The sequence below is a fragment of the Bradyrhizobium sp. AZCC 1693 genome, assembly GCF_036924745.1.
Lineage (GTDB): Bacteria > Pseudomonadota > Alphaproteobacteria > Rhizobiales > Xanthobacteraceae > Bradyrhizobium.
On the sequence record NZ_JAZHSD010000001.1, the window covers coordinates 4684022 to 4700309 of the forward strand.

General features: G+C 63.0%; 16 protein-coding genes. 7 read left to right on the forward strand and 9 right to left on the reverse strand.

The window, feature by feature from the left end:
- Positions 1-16: 16 nt before the first annotated feature.
- The 5 genes from V1293_RS22310 to V1293_RS22330 all read right to left on the reverse strand — a co-directional run bounded on the left by V1293_RS22310 (position 17) and on the right by V1293_RS22330 (position 7045).
- Positions 17-490: a chemotaxis protein CheW gene (locus V1293_RS22310; RefSeq protein WP_334512250.1), complete on the reverse strand. Its 474-nt coding sequence runs from the start codon at positions 488-490 to the stop codon at positions 17-19.
- Between the two features lie 72 nt (positions 491-562).
- On the reverse strand, positions 563-3304 hold the full coding sequence (locus V1293_RS22315) for a hybrid sensor histidine kinase/response regulator (RefSeq protein ID WP_334512251.1): 2742 nt from the start codon (positions 3302-3304) through the stop codon (positions 563-565).
- A gap of 242 nt (positions 3305-3546) precedes the next feature.
- A complete protein-coding gene (gene flbT / locus V1293_RS22320; RefSeq protein ID WP_334512252.1) occupies positions 3547-3927 on the reverse strand; it encodes a flagellar biosynthesis repressor FlbT in 381 nt (126 codons plus the stop codon).
- Between the two features lie 171 nt (positions 3928-4098).
- The gene (locus V1293_RS22325; RefSeq protein WP_334512254.1) at positions 4099-6348 is read right to left on the reverse strand and encodes a DUF1522 domain-containing protein; all 2250 of its coding nucleotides are present in this window, start codon (positions 6346-6348) and stop codon (positions 4099-4101) included.
- Between the two features lie 280 nt (positions 6349-6628).
- Positions 6629-7045, reverse strand: a complete 417-nt coding sequence (locus V1293_RS22330) for a response regulator (RefSeq protein WP_334512257.1) — start codon at positions 7043-7045, stop codon at positions 6629-6631.
- A 1077-nt stretch (positions 7046-8122) separates the two neighbouring features.
- Here V1293_RS22330 and V1293_RS22335 point away from each other — a divergent pair.
- The 3 genes from V1293_RS22335 (at position 8123) to V1293_RS22345 (ending at position 9943) form a co-directional block, all read left to right on the forward strand.
- On the forward strand, positions 8123-8815 hold the full coding sequence (locus tag V1293_RS22335; protein WP_442894264.1) for a Crp/Fnr family transcriptional regulator: 693 nt from the start codon (positions 8123-8125) through the stop codon (positions 8813-8815).
- A gap of 282 nt (positions 8816-9097) precedes the next feature.
- Positions 9098-9481, forward strand: a complete 384-nt coding sequence (locus V1293_RS22340) for a response regulator (protein WP_108523063.1) — start codon at positions 9098-9100, stop codon at positions 9479-9481.
- Between the two features lie 216 nt (positions 9482-9697).
- Positions 9698-9943, forward strand: a complete 246-nt coding sequence (locus tag V1293_RS22345) for a hypothetical protein (protein WP_334512261.1) — start codon at positions 9698-9700, stop codon at positions 9941-9943.
- Positions 9944-10117: 174 nt separating this feature from the next.
- Here V1293_RS22345 and V1293_RS22350 read toward each other — a convergent pair whose 3' ends face one another.
- Together V1293_RS22350 and V1293_RS22355 are read right to left on the reverse strand one after the other, a co-directional pair.
- Positions 10118-10690: a response regulator transcription factor gene (locus tag V1293_RS22350; protein ID WP_442894265.1), complete on the reverse strand. Its 573-nt coding sequence runs from the start codon at positions 10688-10690 to the stop codon at positions 10118-10120.
- A 412-nt stretch (positions 10691-11102) separates the two neighbouring features.
- On the reverse strand, positions 11103-11372 hold the full coding sequence (locus V1293_RS22355; protein ID WP_334512264.1) for a hypothetical protein: 270 nt from the start codon (positions 11370-11372) through the stop codon (positions 11103-11105).
- 30 nt (positions 11373-11402) lie between these two features.
- On the opposite strand from V1293_RS22355, the gene V1293_RS22360 reads away from it, so the two are divergent.
- The gene (locus V1293_RS22360; protein WP_334512265.1) at positions 11403-11840 is read left to right on the forward strand and encodes a hypothetical protein; all 438 of its coding nucleotides are present in this window, start codon (positions 11403-11405) and stop codon (positions 11838-11840) included.
- A 40-nt stretch (positions 11841-11880) separates the two neighbouring features.
- Here the strand turns inward: V1293_RS22360 and V1293_RS22365 are convergent, their stop codons facing one another.
- Positions 11881-12087, reverse strand: coding sequence for a hypothetical protein (locus V1293_RS22365; RefSeq protein WP_212422716.1), 207 nt, complete (start codon positions 12085-12087; stop codon positions 11881-11883).
- 100 nt (positions 12088-12187) lie between these two features.
- A complete protein-coding gene (locus tag V1293_RS22370) occupies positions 12188-13192 on the reverse strand; it encodes a glycoside hydrolase family 3 N-terminal domain-containing protein (protein ID WP_334512268.1) in 1005 nt (334 codons plus the stop codon).
- 197 nt (positions 13193-13389) lie between these two features.
- Here V1293_RS22370 and V1293_RS22375 point away from each other — a divergent pair, with 197 nt between their 5' ends.
- The 3 genes from V1293_RS22375 (at position 13390) to V1293_RS22385 (ending at position 16283) form a co-directional block, all read left to right on the forward strand.
- A complete protein-coding gene (locus V1293_RS22375; protein WP_334512269.1) occupies positions 13390-13665 on the forward strand; it encodes a hypothetical protein in 276 nt (91 codons plus the stop codon).
- Between the two features lie 661 nt (positions 13666-14326).
- Positions 14327-15061 carry a tetratricopeptide repeat protein gene (locus V1293_RS22380; RefSeq protein WP_334512270.1) on the forward strand — a complete coding sequence of 245 codons (735 nt, stop codon included), beginning with the start codon at positions 14327-14329 and terminating at the stop codon, positions 15059-15061.
- Between the two features lie 16 nt (positions 15062-15077).
- Positions 15078-16283, forward strand: a complete 1206-nt coding sequence (locus V1293_RS22385; protein WP_334512271.1) for an efflux RND transporter periplasmic adaptor subunit — start codon at positions 15078-15080, stop codon at positions 16281-16283.
- The last annotated feature ends 5 nt before the right edge of the window (positions 16284-16288 follow it).

Genomic DNA, 16288 nt, shown 5'->3' on the forward strand with positions numbered 1-16288 from the left:
TGCTTGACGCGCGGCGCTACGCTGGGAGGGTTGTTTTCGGCACGATTTCGAGAACGCGATCGACGTCGAGGACGACCATGAGCTGGCCGTCGAGACGGTGAACGCCGCCGGCCAGCTTGGCCATGCGGGGGTCGAGATTGACGGGGTTTTCCTCGCGGCCGTTGTCGTGAAGTTTCAAGACCTCGCCGATCTGGTCGATCAAAAGGCCGTAGGACTCGCCGCGCAGATCGACGCCGACCGCCATCGGCGGCTTGCCGTCGTCGTTCTTCGGCAGGCCCAGGCGGGCGCGCATGTCGACCACGGTGACGATGCGGCCGCGCAGGTTGAGCACGCCGGCGATCTCGCTGGAGGCCAGCGGCACCCGCGTCAGCCGTTCCGGCATGAACACGTCCTGCACCCGCGAGATCGGCAGGCCGAACAATTGCCCGCCGATCACGGCGGTGACGTATTCGGCCACGGTGCCCTCGATGGTCTCGGTCTTGGTTGTCATGGTCACTTACCTTGTTTGAGCATGATCTTTTCGGAAAACCGGTTCCCACTTTTCCGGATCATGCTCTATTCCTTAGGCCGCGTTCCTGACCTCGGCGGTCTGTTCCTTCAGCGCCGCGATCAGGCCGGGACGGTCGAACTTGGCGACGTAATCGTGGAAGCCGGCCTGCCGCCCGCGCTCGATCGCCGCCGGCGATACCAGCGAGGACAGCGCGATGATCGGCATCGTGCTCAGATTGTTGTCGGCGCGGATCGTCTCGGCAAACTCGAAGCCGTTCATGTCCGGCATTTCGATGTCGGTCAGCACCACATCGTAGGTCTGGTTCGAACGCAGCGCGGCGAGCCCCTCCTGCGCGTTGACGGCGACCCGCACCTTGTAGCCGGCGGCCTTCAGGACCGGCGCCAGCATGTTGCGGAAGAACGCTGAGTCGTCGACCAGCAGCACCGATCGCGCCGTCGAAGATTCCCGCATCTCCTTGCGCGAGAACCAGTCGGCAAACGCCATCGGCAGGAAGTGGCCGACGTCGATCACTTCGGTGGCCTGGCCCTTGATCACGGCCGACCCCAGGATGCCGTCCTGCTGGCCGGCGACCTCGATGTGCAGCCGCTCCTCGACGATGTCGATGATCTCGTCGACCACGAGCCCCATCGAGCGGCCGTCGTCGGCGAACACCAGGATCGGCTGCGAGCCTGTGGTCTGGACGGTGACCCCCTTCATCTGCACCAGCGGCATCAATTGCTCGCGGTACTGCACCATGTAGCGGCCGTTTGAGAGCTCGATCTTGTCGGTGGCGATCTCCTCCAGCCGGGTGACGAGCCCGAGCGGGACCGCCTTGGGCTGGCTGGAACCGGCGCGGAACACCAAGAGCGAGGTGAGCTGCTCGCCGCCGATCGCATGTGCCGCGGAAGCCTCGTCGGCCATCTCATGGGCCGAGGCGCCGGAGGCGCCGAGCGCCTTGGCGATGCCGTTGGGATCGATGATCATGATGACGGCGCCATCGCCCAGAATGGTGTTGCCGGAGAACATGTCGATGTGCCGCAGCTTGGTCGACATCGGCTTGACCACGATTTCTTCGGTGTGGAACACGCCGTCGACCACGATGCCAAAGGTCTGGCTGCCGACCTGCGTCACCACGATGAAGCCGTTCTCGGGATCGCTTGACGAACCGTCGTCGATCTTCAGCAGCTTCTTCAGGTGCATCAGCGGCAACAGCTTGTTGCGCAACCTGAGGACCGCGGTGTCCTTGATGCGCTCGATGCGGTGTTCGGAGTTGGCGCGCGCCCGCACCAGCTCGACCACGGAGAGCTGCGGGATCGCAAAGCGGTCGCCGGCGGCCTCCACGATCAGGGCCGAGACGATGGCCAAGGTCAGCGGGATCTTGATGGTGACGGAAGAGCCCTCGCCGGCCACCGACTTGATGTCGATGGTGCCGCCGATCTGGTCGATATTGGTGCGCACCACGTCCATGCCGACGCCGCGGCCGGAGACCGAGGTGACGGCAGCCGCGGTGGAGAAGCCCGGAGCGAAGATGAACTTGTGGATCTGGGCTTCGGTCATCTTCTCCAGCTCGGCCTCGGTGACGAGACCGTTCTGCAGCGCCTTGGCCTTGATCCGCTCGGTGTTGAGCCCGCGGCCATTATCCGCGATGCAGATGATGATGTGGCCGCCCTCGTGATAGGCCGAAAGCCTGATGGTGCCCTGCTCGCCCTTGCCGGAGGCCAGCCGCTCGGCCGGGGTCTCCAGGCCGTGGTCGGCGGAGTTGCGCACCATGTGCGTCAACGGATCCTTGATCAGGTCGAGCACCTGGCGGTCGAGCTCGGTGTCGGCGCCGTGCATCTCGAGCTCGATCTGCTTGCCGAGTTCGCCGGAGAGGTCGCGGACGATGCGCGGCAGCTTCTGCCAGGCATTGCCGATCGGCTGCATCCGCGTCTTCATGACGCCTTCCTGCAGCTCGGCGGTGACGTTGGAGAGTCGCTGCAGCGGCACCTTGAACTCGGTGTCCTCGTTGCGGCGGGAGATCTCCAGCAGCTGGTTGCGGGTCAAGACCAGCTCGGAGACCATGGTCATCAGATGTTCGAGCGTGTCGACGTTGACGCGGATCGACTGGTTGGCGATCTTGTCGGCTTCCTGGACGTCGGCATCCATGGCAACGGGCTTCCGGGCGGGTTTGGCCTTTACTTCCTTTGCGGCCGGCACCGCCTCGGGTTCAGGGGAAGCCTGTTTGGCGGCGGGCGCCGGCTTGGGTGCGGCCGGGGCGACTTCGGTGGCGGTCTCGCGGAAGGCGCGTTCGAGGTCGTCGAGCGAGACTTCGCCGGGACGCAAAGGACGTTCCAGCACCTGGTCCACCAGCGTGCCCGCCGTCATTGCGGGCTGCACCGGCGGTGCGGCCACCACGGGGACAGGCGCGGGTTGAGCGGGCGCTTCGGCCGCCGCATGCTTGGCGCCTTCGGCCATCGCATGCAGCTGCTCGATCAGGTCCTCGTCAGTGCCTTCGGGCTCGGTCTCGGTGGCTTCCAGGCCGGCGAGGATTTCCTTGATGCGGTCGATCGAGGACAGGATCAGCGTCACGGCTTCGGCCTTGACCGGCATGCCGTCGCGGAATTTGCCCATCAGCGTCTCGCCGGCATGGGCCAGCGCTTCCAGCCGCGGCAACCCCAGGAAGCCGCAGGTGCCCTTGATGGTGTGGACCAGGCGAAAGATGTTATCCAGGATCTTCGCGTCGCTCGGGTCCTGCTCGAACCGCACCAACTGATTGTCGACCGTATCCAGGCTCTCGCTGGTCTCCGTCAGGAACTCCCGCAACAGGTCGTCCATAGAGCATGCCTTCCAAAAATCAGATATCGGCCTTCTGCAGACTAACCCTCCGGATTTCACGGCTCCGTTAATTTCACCGTCCGTGCTAATACGGATATGGTGAACAAAATATCGTCGTGGGCGTTCGCGGCGGCGCTGTCGACGACATTTGCGCGGTCGACGACATTTGAAAGTCTCGACGGCAACCGGCCGGCGCGCCGGTTCATGATTTGGAGACTTGCGCGTAGCGACGGTCGCGCCGGTCAGGCTGCAAGCAGCTCGTCTTCGCGCTTCACCAGCTTCCTGATTTCCTTGAGCGCCTTGTAGAGCGCGCCCGCGGCAACATGGGCATTGGCGGCATCGATCGTGACGCGAGCGCCCGGATTGGTCTCGCGCAGCTCGCGCAGGAAGCCTTGATAGGCGGTCCGGTAACGCGGAATGTCGTTTTTCAGATACATGGTCTGAAGGCAGAGATAGAGACGCTTGGCCGGCGTGTTGGCGGTCTCGGCCGTGATGGTGTCTCGCTCGCGCAGTATCGGCGCGTCGCCGTCGATCAGGAATGAGGTGCGCGTGCCGGAATTGACGAGAACAGTTTCGCCGATCACGATCCGTTCAAATGGCTTCAGCTCAACACGTAGCGGCACAATCGTCCCCCGTTCGAACACGCGCGCGAACGCTGCGGCTCACGACGTTTACGAAACATCGTTCGTGCAAATGCGCGGCGAACATGCCGCCATATAATTTTTAGGGATCCTGGATCGATGGTGGCGGCGGGGTTTTCCCCGCCGCCTTGATCGTTGACGTCGCTATCGCGCTTAGCGCAGGAGCTGCAGCACGCTCTGCTGGCTCTGGTTGGCCAGCGCCAGCGCGGACACCGCGATCGACTGACGGGTCGACAGCGCCTGGCTGTTCGCCGCTTCCTCGTTGGTATCGGCCAGCGTCAGGTTCGACGAGCCGGTCTGCAGCACGTTGATCAGGTTCTTCGAGAAGTCCTGACGGATCTGCACGATCGACAGGTTCGAACCGAGGGTAGAAGCCTGCGTGCGCAGCTGGGTCGAGGCGCTGCTCAGGTCGGCAAAAACCCTGTTGGTGGCGGCGTTGTCAATGAAGTCGACGCCGCTGGTCAAGTTCGCCAGGCCGAGGCCGGCGGCATCAAAGTTGACGCCGGTGATGTTCAGGGTCGACTTGCCGGTTTCGTTGAACGTCAGCTTGAGCTGATCGCCGCTGAGCAGGTTGACGCCGTTGAACGACGCGTCCGCCGCGGTGCTGGTGATCTGGGCCAGGATGCCGTTGAACTGGTTCACCAAAGTAGCGCGGGTGTTCTGGGCCTGCGCATCGACGACAGGAGCCACCGCGTTGGTGAAGGACAGCACAGCCGTCACCGTACCGCCGATCGCGCCACCGGAGACCGACGACCCGAGCGTCGACGACGCATAGTCGTTAGCCGTCGAGATCGTGAGCTTGCCCGCAGAGTCGAGCGTGGCGATCTGGTTGTTGGCCTGCAGCGCCGTGTTCAACTGATCGAGGGTCTTGACCGTGCCGTTGGTGCCGTCGCCGAAGGTGACGTTGACTGCCGTGCCGCTATTGAAGGAGGAGAAGGTCAAGGTCTTGCCGTTGATGCCGCCGGCCGCGGAAGTGCGGGCCGCCGTGAACGCATTGTCGGTGCCGGTGTTGCCGCCAAGGCCAAGCGCGCTCAGCGCGTTGCCGGTGCCGGTGATCGCCAGATCCTGGCTGGTGCCGGTCGAAAGCTTCAGCGTGCCGTTGCTGGCGATCGATGAGGCAACCTGACCGGAAGCGGTGGCCAGAGTGGCCGCGCCGCTCGCGTTCGTGGCGGTCTGCACGCCGGTCGCCAGGTCGACGGCCTTGAGCAGGTCGGCAATCGTGGCGGACTGGATGTAGACGGTCGAGTTTCCGCTGCCGTCGGTGACGACGTTGCCGCTCACGCCCGAGCCAGTCGGGACATTCGCCGCAGCCGGGGTAGCGCCGGCGGCGAAGTTGATGGTGTGGCCATTGACATAGAGCGACGAACCGGTCTGCAGCAGCGAACCGAGCGTGTTGGTGTCGGTCGTGCGGGTCGCCTCGACGGTGGCCGTGCCCGAGCCGGTCGCCGGCGTGAGGCCGAGCGCGTTGAGAATGTCAGCCTTGCCGCTGACCGAGAGATCGGCACCGGTCGAACTCTGCAGCTTGACCGCACCGGCAGTGATCGACGAAGCCGTCTGGCCCGAGGCAGGGCTGGTGACCGTCGCGGTGCCGCTGGCGTTCACGGCGGACCGGACGCCGCTGGCAAGATCGATCGCCTGAAGCACGTCGCCCACCGTGGTGGCCGCGTTCAGGTAGACCTTCGAGTTGCCGCTGCCGTCGTTGACGACGTTGCCGCTCACGCCCGAACCGGCCGGAACCGCCGCAGCGGCTGGGGTCGCGGCTGACGTGAAGGTGATGGTCTTGCCGTTCACGGTGAGCACGTCACCGTCAACGAACTTGGTGGCGGCCTGCGTGGTCAACGCAGCGGTAGCGCCATAGATCAGCGTGCCGGTCGTGATGGCAGCCGCCGCGTTGTCGTTCACCGCCGTGCCGGTGGCAGCGCCAGAAACGCCGCCGAGCTTGGTGGTGCTTGCAGCCGCCGTCGCGCCGCCGGCCGCACCGGTGTAGAGCACGTTGCTGCTCGCGGTCGCGCTGGTGTAGCTCGTGGTGCCGCGCAGGTCGGCAGCCGTTGCACCGGTGATCGTGGTGGAGACGTTCGACTTGGTGGAGTAGCCGACCGCGCTCTGCAGCGCCTGGTTGGCGATCGACTTCGCGGTGTCGACCAGCTTCTGCAGCGAGGTGATGCCGTTGTTGGCCTGCTGCAGCACCTGCACGCCGTTGCCGATGCCGTCGAGCAAATTGTTGATGTCACCGGCGCGCGAATCGAGCGACTGCGCGGTGAAGAAGTTGGTCGGGTTGTCGAGGGCGGTGTTGACCTTCTTGCCGGTGGCAAGGCGGTTCTGCGTGGTCGCGAGCAGATCGGCGGTCGACTGCAGCGAGAGAAGGTTCTGGCGAACCGAAGCCGAGAGAACAATACCTGACATAACTCATATCCTTCTGGATGAACACGATTGACGCAACGCCACAACTTCATTGGGCGACCGTGCCACACTGGTTCTGAAGCGCTACCCACAGGTTAACGCGCCGATCCGTACGGATACGGAAGGCCAAGAAAATCTTCGTCAATGTCATTTATGGTAAACAGAGTCTTACTGATGCAGGCCCCCGGTCCCGGCGCCGCAACGACGCCGATCGCGGAAGGCCGTGAGCGGCACATCGAGCCGTTGAGCAATCGATCGCCGGCGGCGGAATTCCGCGGGGCCGCTAGTTCGACTGGACGACGCCGCCGAAACCGGACCGGGCTTCGGCAAGACATTCGTTAACGATCGTCAGCAGCGCCCCCGGCGTGAACGGCTTGCGCAGGCAGCGTGCGGCGCCGAGTTCGAGCGCCATGCGCAAAAAGTCCGGCGCCGGCGAGTCGAGGTTGGCAAAGGCGTATCCCGACATCGCAACCAGCGGAATCGCCGGCGCGCGTTCGTGGAATATCCTGATCGATTCGAAACCGCGCATGTGCGGCATGAAGATGTCGACGAGCATCAGATCGAAGCTGGAATCTTCCAGCGCACGAAGCCCGGCCTCGCCGCCATCGGCTATCGTCACGTCAAAGCCGTGACGCTCGAGATAGATCTCGATCGCCGAGCAGACCATGGGATCGTCATCGACGATGAGAACGCGTGTCATGTCAGCCCCCCGGAAACAGATAACGTACTTTCAGTGCAATCATTCCTCAGTCGCAATCATTGTGAGTCGTAATCATTGTGGGGCTGCTTGAGCCATATGCCCATGGCAACGCGGTGTGCCGATCGTCATCGACCGCCAGGATGCGCCGCATGACCCTTCCCTCGCCGCGTCGGACGCTCAAATGCGCCTTTTCGGCCATCCCTGCCAGAAGGACGACCTTCCACCCGACCGCGAGGGCAGTTTTGCCTTGCGAATCAGTGCACTACCCGCATTTCTGCCGCAAATCGCCGGTCTGTCTGCCCTCCACAGTGTATAAGGCCGGTTCCACAACCTGTCGCCACGGCCGGGAATCGCGGCGCGCCTTGCCCAAATTGCCGCGAGCATTCGATCTGCCGCCTTCGATCCGTGCGTATCGCGCGCTCCCAATCGATCATCGCAGGACCTTGTCGGCGGCGGCGTTGACGTTGCTCTGCCCGCATCTCAAAACCGCCGAACTGGCCAGGGCGCCGCCGAGCGGAGCAGCGCATTACAAAAACATATAGCGCGGCATGAGCAGCCCCGCTGATGCAGGGCCGGCGATCTGCTCCGCACAATGCGTCTCGCCCGACGGATCGCGCCCGTCGTTCGACGCGCGGGATTGGTGCGACGGCAGAGTACCGCCGCCGATCCGGGAATTCCTCGCACGGAGGATCGACGTGCGGCGCATACACTTCAACGGGGCCTGTCTCGCCACCGACAACCACGGGCAAATCGAAATCATCGATGTCGACGGCCCCGCGGAAGACCTCGTGCGAGTGCGACGGGGCGATCCGGATGCTGCGCGACCGGCCGCTGAATGCGACGAATAGCTGCCGCCCGCACGGGCACCTGCCCAACGGCGCACGCGCCTTGTCTGGCGTCTTGGGAAGGCGTCGACGCGGCGTCGACTGCGTGCGTCTATTTGCCATTTCTTCTTGCCAATAAAATGTGCAAGGATCATCCTGTATTTCGGATTGCACGCATAGACGCCAGAGACCGGCTAGGCCCGTAAGGCAGGAGACTGCTTTGGATTCAGCCCCTCGTTCTCCGAATGGATTCTTGTCATCGCTGACCGCGGACGATTTCGAATTGCTTCGTCCGCATCTGCGTGCCGCCGATCTCAGCCTGGACATGGTGCTGGTCGAAGTCGACGAGACGCTCAAGCGTGCGTACCTCCCGCACAAAGGCGTCATCTCGCTGGTCGTCAAGCTCGCACGCGGCGAGCATGTCCAGATCGCCATGATCGGCCGCGACAGCATTTTCGGTGCATTCTCCGCGCTCGGCGACCCCGTCGCGCTAAATACCGCCGAGGTGCTGGTGCCCGGCGCCGCCTCGACGATCGATCTCGACCAGCTTCGTAGTGCGGCAGACCAGAGCGCCACGTTGCGTACCGCGCTGACGCGGCACGGCCTCGCCGTCTATGCGCAAATCCAGCAGACTGCGGGCTGCAACGCCTCGCACACGGTGGAGTCCCGGCTGGCGCGATGCCTGTTGCATACGCGCGACCTCTCCGGCAGCGACAAGCTCATCCTGACCCAGGAAGCGATGGCCCAGATGATCGGCGCGCGCCGCAACAGCGTTTCGCTGGTGGCGAACACGCTGCAGCAGGCAAACTTCATCCACTACAGCCGCGGACATATCGAAATCACCAACGTGGACGGCCTGATCAAGACTTCCTGCGAGTGCTACGCGACGGTCAAGTCGCAGTACACGAGGCTGCTGCATCCGCGCACCCACTGCGCGGCCGCATGACCGCTTTCCGCGATCGACACAGCCCGATCTGTGATACGCATCGCGCCGCCGTTGCGCGCGAGGATTGCGCAATCCCCTGATACCCTTACCGTATTATTACGGCCAATCGCCGCCTCTGCGGCGTTTCGACCGGCGCCGAGTTAACGCGCTGTTCAATGAGCCCTGATAGTTGTCACGGTGCTGACGGGTGCGGGTTCGGGAAAAGACAATCGATACTCTTTTCGCGTGCGACGCGCATTCACCTGTGTTCGGCGGCTTGCTGTTTTGCGCGGAGTTAAAGACATGGCTTTTGACTTGTCGATGCCGATCCTGGTGGTCGATGACTACAGCACCATGATCCGCATCATCCGCAACCTTCTGAAGCAGCTTGGATTCGAGAATGTCGACGAGGCCAGCGACGGATCGGCCGCGCTCGCCAAGATGCAGACCAAGCGGTACGGCCTCGTGATCTCCGACTGGAACATGGAGCCGATGACCGGCTACGACCTGCTCAGGGAAGTCCGCGCCAGCCCGGAATTCTCCAAGACGCCTTTCATCATGATTACGGCTGAATCCAAGACCGAAAACGTCATTGCCGCGAAGAAGGCCGGCGTCAACAATTACATCGTCAAGCCGTTCAATGCCGCAACGCTGAAGACCAAGATGGAAGCGGTGTTTCCCGGTTAAGCCGACTGACATCTTCCGGGAGCGCATCGCCGCCTCCGGGGCCACGCCGCACGTCCGCCGCTGCCACGCCCCGCAAGCGGCGCGCTTCACAAGATGTCTTGCGAGAGCCGGCTTGCTCCGCGCCGCCGATGCCGGCCAGCCGTACTTCTACGGTTTGTGATTTTCACCTCCGGATAACGTTGACTGAGGATAGTGCAGGGACCAACGGAGTCCCCCATGTTCACGTTTGAAACGAGCGATCAGAAGGAAGTACGGCGTTTCCGTATCGCCCAGTTCAATGGCAGGACCGCAACCGTGCGTTCGGCCGGATCGGCGGTCACAGGCCACGTTCGGTCGATCGTGGAAAACAAGTCGAGCGTTCCGGCGGCGTGGACCATTACGATCATCCCGGAAGAGCCCAGGCCGACGCTCGCGTTGCGGCCCGCGCCCCGCGCCCGCTCCATCATGGAAGACCTCTGCTGAACCCCAGAACGCGCGATCTCGACGCGAGCCGGCTTCCACCCCGCATCAAGTGCGGGGCAGGCTTTCGTTCGTAAACGCTCGGGCAGCCCCGCTTGGCCTGCCCGCTTCCGGCACATCGACAGCTCCGAGCGGCGCGATCAGCCGCGCATCGCAGGCATGATTTTCGAAAAAGAATCAGGCGGGCTGCAGCAGCGCCTTGCGAACCAGATCCGCGGTGTTGCGGGCGCCAAGCTTGCGCATGGCCTCGGCGCGATGGCTCTCGAATGTCCTTGGGCTGATATTCATCCGCAAGGCGCCCTGCTTGTTGGAGCAGCCTTCGCTAATAAGGCTCAGCACCTCGCGCTCGCGCTTGGTCAGCGGCTTCTGGCCGGCCTCCGGGGTGAACATCAGGCCCGCCCTGCGGGCGCCATCCGCGGGGTGGCGGGCCGGGGCCTCGCGCATCTGCTTGCCAGCGGCATCGGAGGCCGGCGCCGGATGATTGTCCGATATCTGCTTCACCAGGGCGCAAACGCGCTCGGTTTGCTGAAGCGCATTCTCCACCACCTGTTGCAGGTAGAGCCGGTTGCCGGGCGCTTGCGAAAACTGGTGGCTGTGCTGCTTGATCTCATTCATATAGAGCAGCAACGCCGTGAGGGGACCGTTCAACTGCCGGGCAATCGCAGCGCTCGCCTCTTCCGCGGCACGCGAGCGCGCGGCGGACAGTTGGACGATCTCAGGATTCTCTTCGAGAGGTGTGATGCTTTCCATCCACTTCGTGAAGTGCGAATCAGCGGCGCGATGGTCTTGTCTTGACATATAACTATTTTATCGGTCTCGACCTTCCTTCATGGTTAATTTCTCAACCAGTAAGACTACGGAGAAATCAATCAGCATGCTCCGTTGCTGGGCCGAAACTGGCCAAAATTCGCTCGAAGTCGGCTGCTTTTGATCGAAACAGATGACCGAAAGGTAAACGCCGTAGCCCGTCACCCCCGCATTTTTACGGTAGATTCATTTACTTTCTTAATAGGATTCAACCGGATCCTCTCCCGCTTTCCGAGCCGTTTTGCGCGCGCGTCTACGCCTCCGCTCCAACGCGGCATTCCGCGTGCCTTGGCATCGCCCGGAGGGGAGATCCCCGGGGCTGAGGGGATGAGATCAGGATCCGGCCGTCGTCGGATCAGGGACGACGCAGCTTGAGGAACTTTTCGAGAAATCGTCCCGAGACGACGAACCTGAACCACCAATAGGCCATCCGCCGCGCTTTCATCGGTTCGATCCTTGCTGACTGGTGCGGCCGCTGCGCCTCGCGAACTAGCGCAAGCGCCGTCAGGTGCGTATGATTTGCTTCACAACCGGCCGCGAAAACCTGGAGGGCTGCGCCGCCATTTTCGCCGATTTCCGATTTACAGACCCCACCAGCCTCGCAATGATCGAGGCCCAACATCATCCCGCAATGAAACCAAAAAAGGAGACGGCGATGTCGCAAGCAAAGGGATCATGGATGACGGTGGCCGTGCTGGCGGGCGTCCTGGCGTTCAGTTCGGGCGCGGCGGCACAAACCGCGCCGCCACAAACCGCATCGCCACCGGCGGAGAACGCGGCGCCGACGGCCGACAACGCCGTGATGCTGACCGTGTTCTTGAAGCACGACCAGTCGCGCCCCCTGAGCGAGCTCAACGCACAGCTCCAGCGCCAGGGATATTACAAGGCGTTCCCACCTGACGGCGTCGAGGTCGTGAGCTGGTATGTGATGATGGGAGTAGGCCAGGTGGTGACGCTGCGGCTGCCGGCGTCGCGGTTGCGCGAAGTCAACCGTATCCTCGAGAACACCGCCTGGGGCAGCTACCGCACCGAGTTTTATCCGACCTATGATTACAAGGCGATCGGCATCGCGGCGCACGAGAAGGCGCAGTAGGACAGCGCGGAACAATTCCGTTCGGAAGGCCCGCGAGGGATCAGCCGAGCCTGGAGATCTGTTCCTCGGTCACGACCCGCTCGATGTTCTCGGTCTTGCTCTTGATCCGATAGCGCGGGCGGCCGTCGGACTCGATCGGCAGGCAGGTCACGATGGTGTAGATGCTGCGTTCCTTCGCCGTAGCACGGCCCTGCGGGCCCTGCTGCTGGTGGTGAACGTCGTCATTGATCGCGAAATTGTGGGCCATCGCCGGTCTTTCCGTTGAAAAAAGGCTTGTAGACTCAATGGCCTCGCAAGGCAACAGATCGTCGGCGGATTTTGACCGGGGCGATCCCGGGTTCCACCCGTCAGGCCATCAACAGCGCCTTTCGCTTAGCCACCCGCGCGATCGATTTCTCTATTGCCGAACCGGACAAGGTCATGTCGCGCAAGCTCCGTTCGACGTATTCGGCGATGGCGGCCATTTCCTGCTCCTGATCGAACAGATTGTTGCCGATGCAGAGCATGTCGATGCCGGCTTGCAGCGACTGCAGGCTGGCTTCCCGCGTGCCCAGCGCCTTTTGCAATCCCTGCATCTGCATATCGTCGGTGATCAGGAGCGTATCCGGAAGGCGCTTGCGCAAACGGCCAAGCCCCGCCGCTGACAGCGTCATCGGGTGATCCCCGTCCCATTGGCTGACGATGGCATGGCTGACCAGCACCGCATCGCCGAACATCCTTGGCGCGAGCGAATAGAACAGCTCTTCCTGTTCATCCCGAAGCGCATCGGAAATATCCATGAACCCCTGATGCGAATCGACGAGCGCGCCGCCGATGCCGGGGAAATGCTTCAGGCACAGGCCGATGCGCTGCGCCCGCGCCACCTCGCCCGCCAGCAACGCATTGGCCTCCACTTCCGCGATGTCGGCGGAGTAGGAACGCTTGATCTTTCCAATGTTCGGATTTTCGGGGTTGTAATCGACGTCGATGACGGGCGCGAAATCATAGTGAATGCCGAGCCGCCGCAACTCGGCAAAGCTCGCGGTGAGGATCGCGCGCTTCTGATCCGGCGCGAGATGATTGAACTCCTTCGCGCTCGGCAACGGCGCGAAGCCGCGGCTTTCCTTCAACCGCCGCACCAGGCCGCCTTCCTGGTCGATGAACACCATCGGCGCGGAAGGCAGGGCGGAAATCTGCGCGCAGAGGCGCCGCACCTGTTCGGGCGACTCGATGTTGTTGTCGTATTGCTGCGTCCGGCAGGAATAGTCGAACAGGATTACGCCGCCAAGGCCGTGGCGGGCGGCGAATTGCTTCAGCCAATCCGGAACGATCTTGCCGAAGAAGCCGAGGATGAAGAGTTCGCCGATGAGCATGTGAGAGCCTTGAGGCATGGTGCCTTGAGTCCGGTCAGGCCAGGTTCAGCCAATCATCGCGCCACGCATGAGGAAGATACCCGACTCGCCGCGTCAGACCAATTGGGTGACCTTGATCACATCGCATCACAGCCAGCGCCTCTAGGAGTGAATCATCGCAGAGCGATTCTCGCTCTGCCCAACCCAAGGAGACGTCCATGACGAAGATCAAGAAGATCATTACCGCCGCTATCACTGCTCTGGCGTTGACCACCGCCTCTTTGGCCATCCCGGGTCAGGCTTTCGCTGGCGGTCATGGTCACGGTGGGCATGGCGGGCACTTTGGAGGCCACGGCCATCACGGGTTTGGCCATGGTCATTTTGGCCATGGTTTTTTTGGGCATGGTCATCATCACCATCGCCATTTCTTCGCTTATAACAGCTGCTGGAAATGGAGCCCCTACGGCCCGGTCAATGTCTGCCGCTATTATTGATTCGCGATGAAGAAAAGACGCTCGCCCGGGCCGAGAGGCTCGGGCGAGTTTCTCGATTCCGTGATGATCACCGTGATCGACTGCATGGGCCCGGCAACCAATCTCGTGGCACGCCCATCGGCCTGTCACCATCTGGGCTCCCCATGCTGCGCCAGGTGCATTCGCGACGGTCGAGGTGATCTGCCGGTGCCCGTTTAGCGCCAACTGTCCGATCCTGATGAGACCTGACCAGGATCGGCTGGCCCGCAGGTTCGACGGCAGCTTAAGCCTCAAGGCTTACTCCGTAAGCGCCACATCCCTGAACGCGCACGTCCTTGAACGCATTTGCTTTGGCTTCCAGTGTCTTGGCTTCCAGTGTCTTGGCTTCGCGTTCGTTGCGCGTCGAATGGAACTGGCGGAGAAAGCCGGGTTCCGGCTGCGGCAAGCTGGATATGTGATGCCTAGCACATTTGTCGGCGCGCAGGTGGGCTAGGCTTCAGTTCGCGAGAGGTGCTGTGGAGAGATTTAGTCCGCGTCAGCGCGGCTCACACGCGCCTTTCTGGCACGAACAAGCAAGCTGAAAGCGTGTACAACCATGTGGCGCACCCCAAATTTCCGATCGATCGACCCGATCTCAAGCCGATCATTGCGGCCAGGATTTCGCTGCGCAATTTCGGCGGCCATGAAGCGAGCGGTTGTCGTCATTGCCTGCTGCTCCGCTCTGCTGACCGCCCCGCACACCGCCCTTGCCGACGCCGCGTCCGATCAGAAAATGGCCAATCACTACGAGCAGGCGGCGCAAGCGGGCGATGACGATGCCCAGTTCTATCTTGGGGCACTTCATTCAGCAGGCGTCGGCCGTCCGCGTAGCGACGCGGAGGCATTTCGCTGGTTCTCGCGCGCCGCCGATCAGGGGCACGCCCATGCCAGTTTGATCGTTGCCGGTCTCTATGCGAGCGGGCGCGGCACAACGAAGGACAATGTGAAGGCCTATAGCTGGGCCTATATCGTTGCTTCGGCGAGCAAGGTCGACGAGGACCGCAACGGTGCGCGGCAACTGATGTCGCTGCTCATGAAGAAGATGACGAGCGATGAGATCGGCCGTGCCGTGGTGGCAGCAAGAGCCTGGCGCGCCGTTCGGACTGCTGGCGCGGGCAAGGCTCCGAGTATCGAAAGAGCTCTAGAGGCAGACCAAGCCGCACCGGCTGCGCCCCCACCTGCACCCGCGGTCGTGCAGCCGGCGCCCACGGTCTCGGCGGCGCCCGCGGCCTCGCAGCCGGCGCCATCCAACGTCACGGTATTGCCGGCATCTCCCAAGGCCACGTCGGCAGCTCCCGTGAAGAATGCAAAACGAGATGATGCCCGTGATCTGCTCGACCAGGTTCCATCAGGCCTGCGCAAGCGGTTTGGCTTCTGATTTAAGGGGACGCACCATGAAATTGCAGCATCTCGTCGCAACCGGAATTCTGGCCGTCGCCGCGGCAGGGGCCGGCTATTACGGCTACTCCCATCTGCTTCATCCGCCATCGGTGACCACCAGCATTGCGAGCCTCGCGGCGGTTTCCGAAGCCGTTTACGGCACAGGCACCGTCGAGCCCGAGCGCTGGGCCAAGGTGGTGCCGCTGCAGCGCCGCCGGCTGGTCGACCTTTGCCGATGCGAGGGACAGGTGGTCAAGAGCGGCCAGATCCTCGGCCGCCAGGACGACGCCGAGGAGCGCAGCGCGCTGGAACAGATGGAAATCAATCGAGGCCAGCTCGAACGCGATCTGGCGCGCGCCGAGAAGGATCGCGACAAGAACGACGCCACGCGCACCGAGTACGAGCAGCGCTGGACCAAGCTCGAGGAAGCAAAATCGAGGATCGCCGCGCAGAAGGTGCGGCTCGACTCGCTATTGCTGAGAGCTCCGCTCGACGGCATGGTGCTGCGGCGCGACAGCGAGGTCGGCGAGATCGCCGGTCCCACCGACGTCCTGTTCTGGGTGGGACCGCCTGCACCGATGCAGGTCGTTGCCGAAATCAACGAGGAAGAAATCAACCGCATCGCGGCCGGCCAGAAGGCTTTCCTGCGAAGCGAGGCTTTTCCCGGAAGGGCGCTGCGCGCCACGGTCTCCCAGATCACGCCCAAGGGCGACCCGACCCGCAAGACCTTCCGCGTCTATCTGCGGCTGCCACAGGATACGCCGCTGCGGATTGGCATGTCAGTCGAGACCAATATCATTTTCCGCGAGAAGCCGGCGGCCATCGTGGTGCCGGCAGAGGCCATCGCAGGCGATTCGGTTCAGATGGTCGATGACGGCCGGATCAGGCGCGTGCCCATAACAGTCGGCATCCGCGGCAGCCGCAACACCGAGATCATCGGCGACATATCCAAGGGCACCCCTGTGCTCTCTCCCGCACGCAGGGATCTCGCTGACGGCGCCAGGATTCGCATCGACAACAGCTTGACCCGAGCTGTGGAACCTGCGGCCGCGAGTGAACCGGCTGATCAGCCAGGCGCACCCCCCGAAGCGACCGTGGTAGCCTCGGTCACCACAGCGCCTTCGGATCCCGATGATGCGGTGATTTCGGCAGCCATGACCGCCCACATCGACTCCGTCGTCAGTGACGCGCGTCGTAACTTCATCAGCAACAGCCGGTAGCCGCC

Excerpts from the sequence above, each read along its gene's own strand:
- V1293_RS22360 (WP_334512265.1), top strand. The coding sequence starts at position 11,403 with ATGTCGCAAGCAAAGGGATCATGGATGACGGTGGCCGTGCTGGCGGGC.
- V1293_RS22375 (WP_334512269.1), top strand. The coding sequence starts at position 13,390 with ATGACGAAGATCAAGAAGATCATTACCGCCGCTATCACTGCTCTGGCG.
- V1293_RS22355 (WP_334512264.1), bottom strand. The coding sequence starts at position 11,372 with ATGATGTTGGGCCTCGATCATTGCGAGGCTGGTGGGGTCTGTAAATCG.
- V1293_RS22385 (WP_334512271.1), top strand. The coding sequence starts at position 15,078 with ATGAAATTGCAGCATCTCGTCGCAACCGGAATTCTGGCCGTCGCCGCG.
- V1293_RS22365 (WP_212422716.1), bottom strand. The coding sequence starts at position 12,087 with ATGGCCCACAATTTCGCGATCAATGACGACGTTCACCACCAGCAGCAG.
- V1293_RS22345 (WP_334512261.1), top strand. The coding sequence starts at position 9,698 with ATGTTCACGTTTGAAACGAGCGATCAGAAGGAAGTACGGCGTTTCCGT.
- V1293_RS22310 (WP_334512250.1), bottom strand. The coding sequence starts at position 490 with ATGACAACCAAGACCGAGACCATCGAGGGCACCGTGGCCGAATACGTC.
- V1293_RS22350 (WP_442894265.1), bottom strand. The coding sequence starts at position 10,690 with ATGGAAAGCATCACACCTCTCGAAGAGAATCCTGAGATCGTCCAACTG.
- V1293_RS22330 (WP_334512257.1), bottom strand. The coding sequence starts at position 7,045 with ATGACACGCGTTCTCATCGTCGATGACGATCCCATGGTCTGCTCGGCG.
- V1293_RS22380 (WP_334512270.1), top strand. The coding sequence starts at position 14,327 with ATGAAGCGAGCGGTTGTCGTCATTGCCTGCTGCTCCGCTCTGCTGACC.
- V1293_RS22340 (WP_108523063.1), top strand. The coding sequence starts at position 9,098 with ATGGCTTTTGACTTGTCGATGCCGATCCTGGTGGTCGATGACTACAGC.
- V1293_RS22370 (WP_334512268.1), bottom strand. The coding sequence starts at position 13,192 with ATGCTCATCGGCGAACTCTTCATCCTCGGCTTCTTCGGCAAGATCGTT.
- V1293_RS22315 (WP_334512251.1), bottom strand. The coding sequence starts at position 3,304 with ATGGACGACCTGTTGCGGGAGTTCCTGACGGAGACCAGCGAGAGCCTG.
- V1293_RS22325 (WP_334512254.1), bottom strand. The coding sequence starts at position 6,348 with ATGTCAGGTATTGTTCTCTCGGCTTCGGTTCGCCAGAACCTTCTCTCG.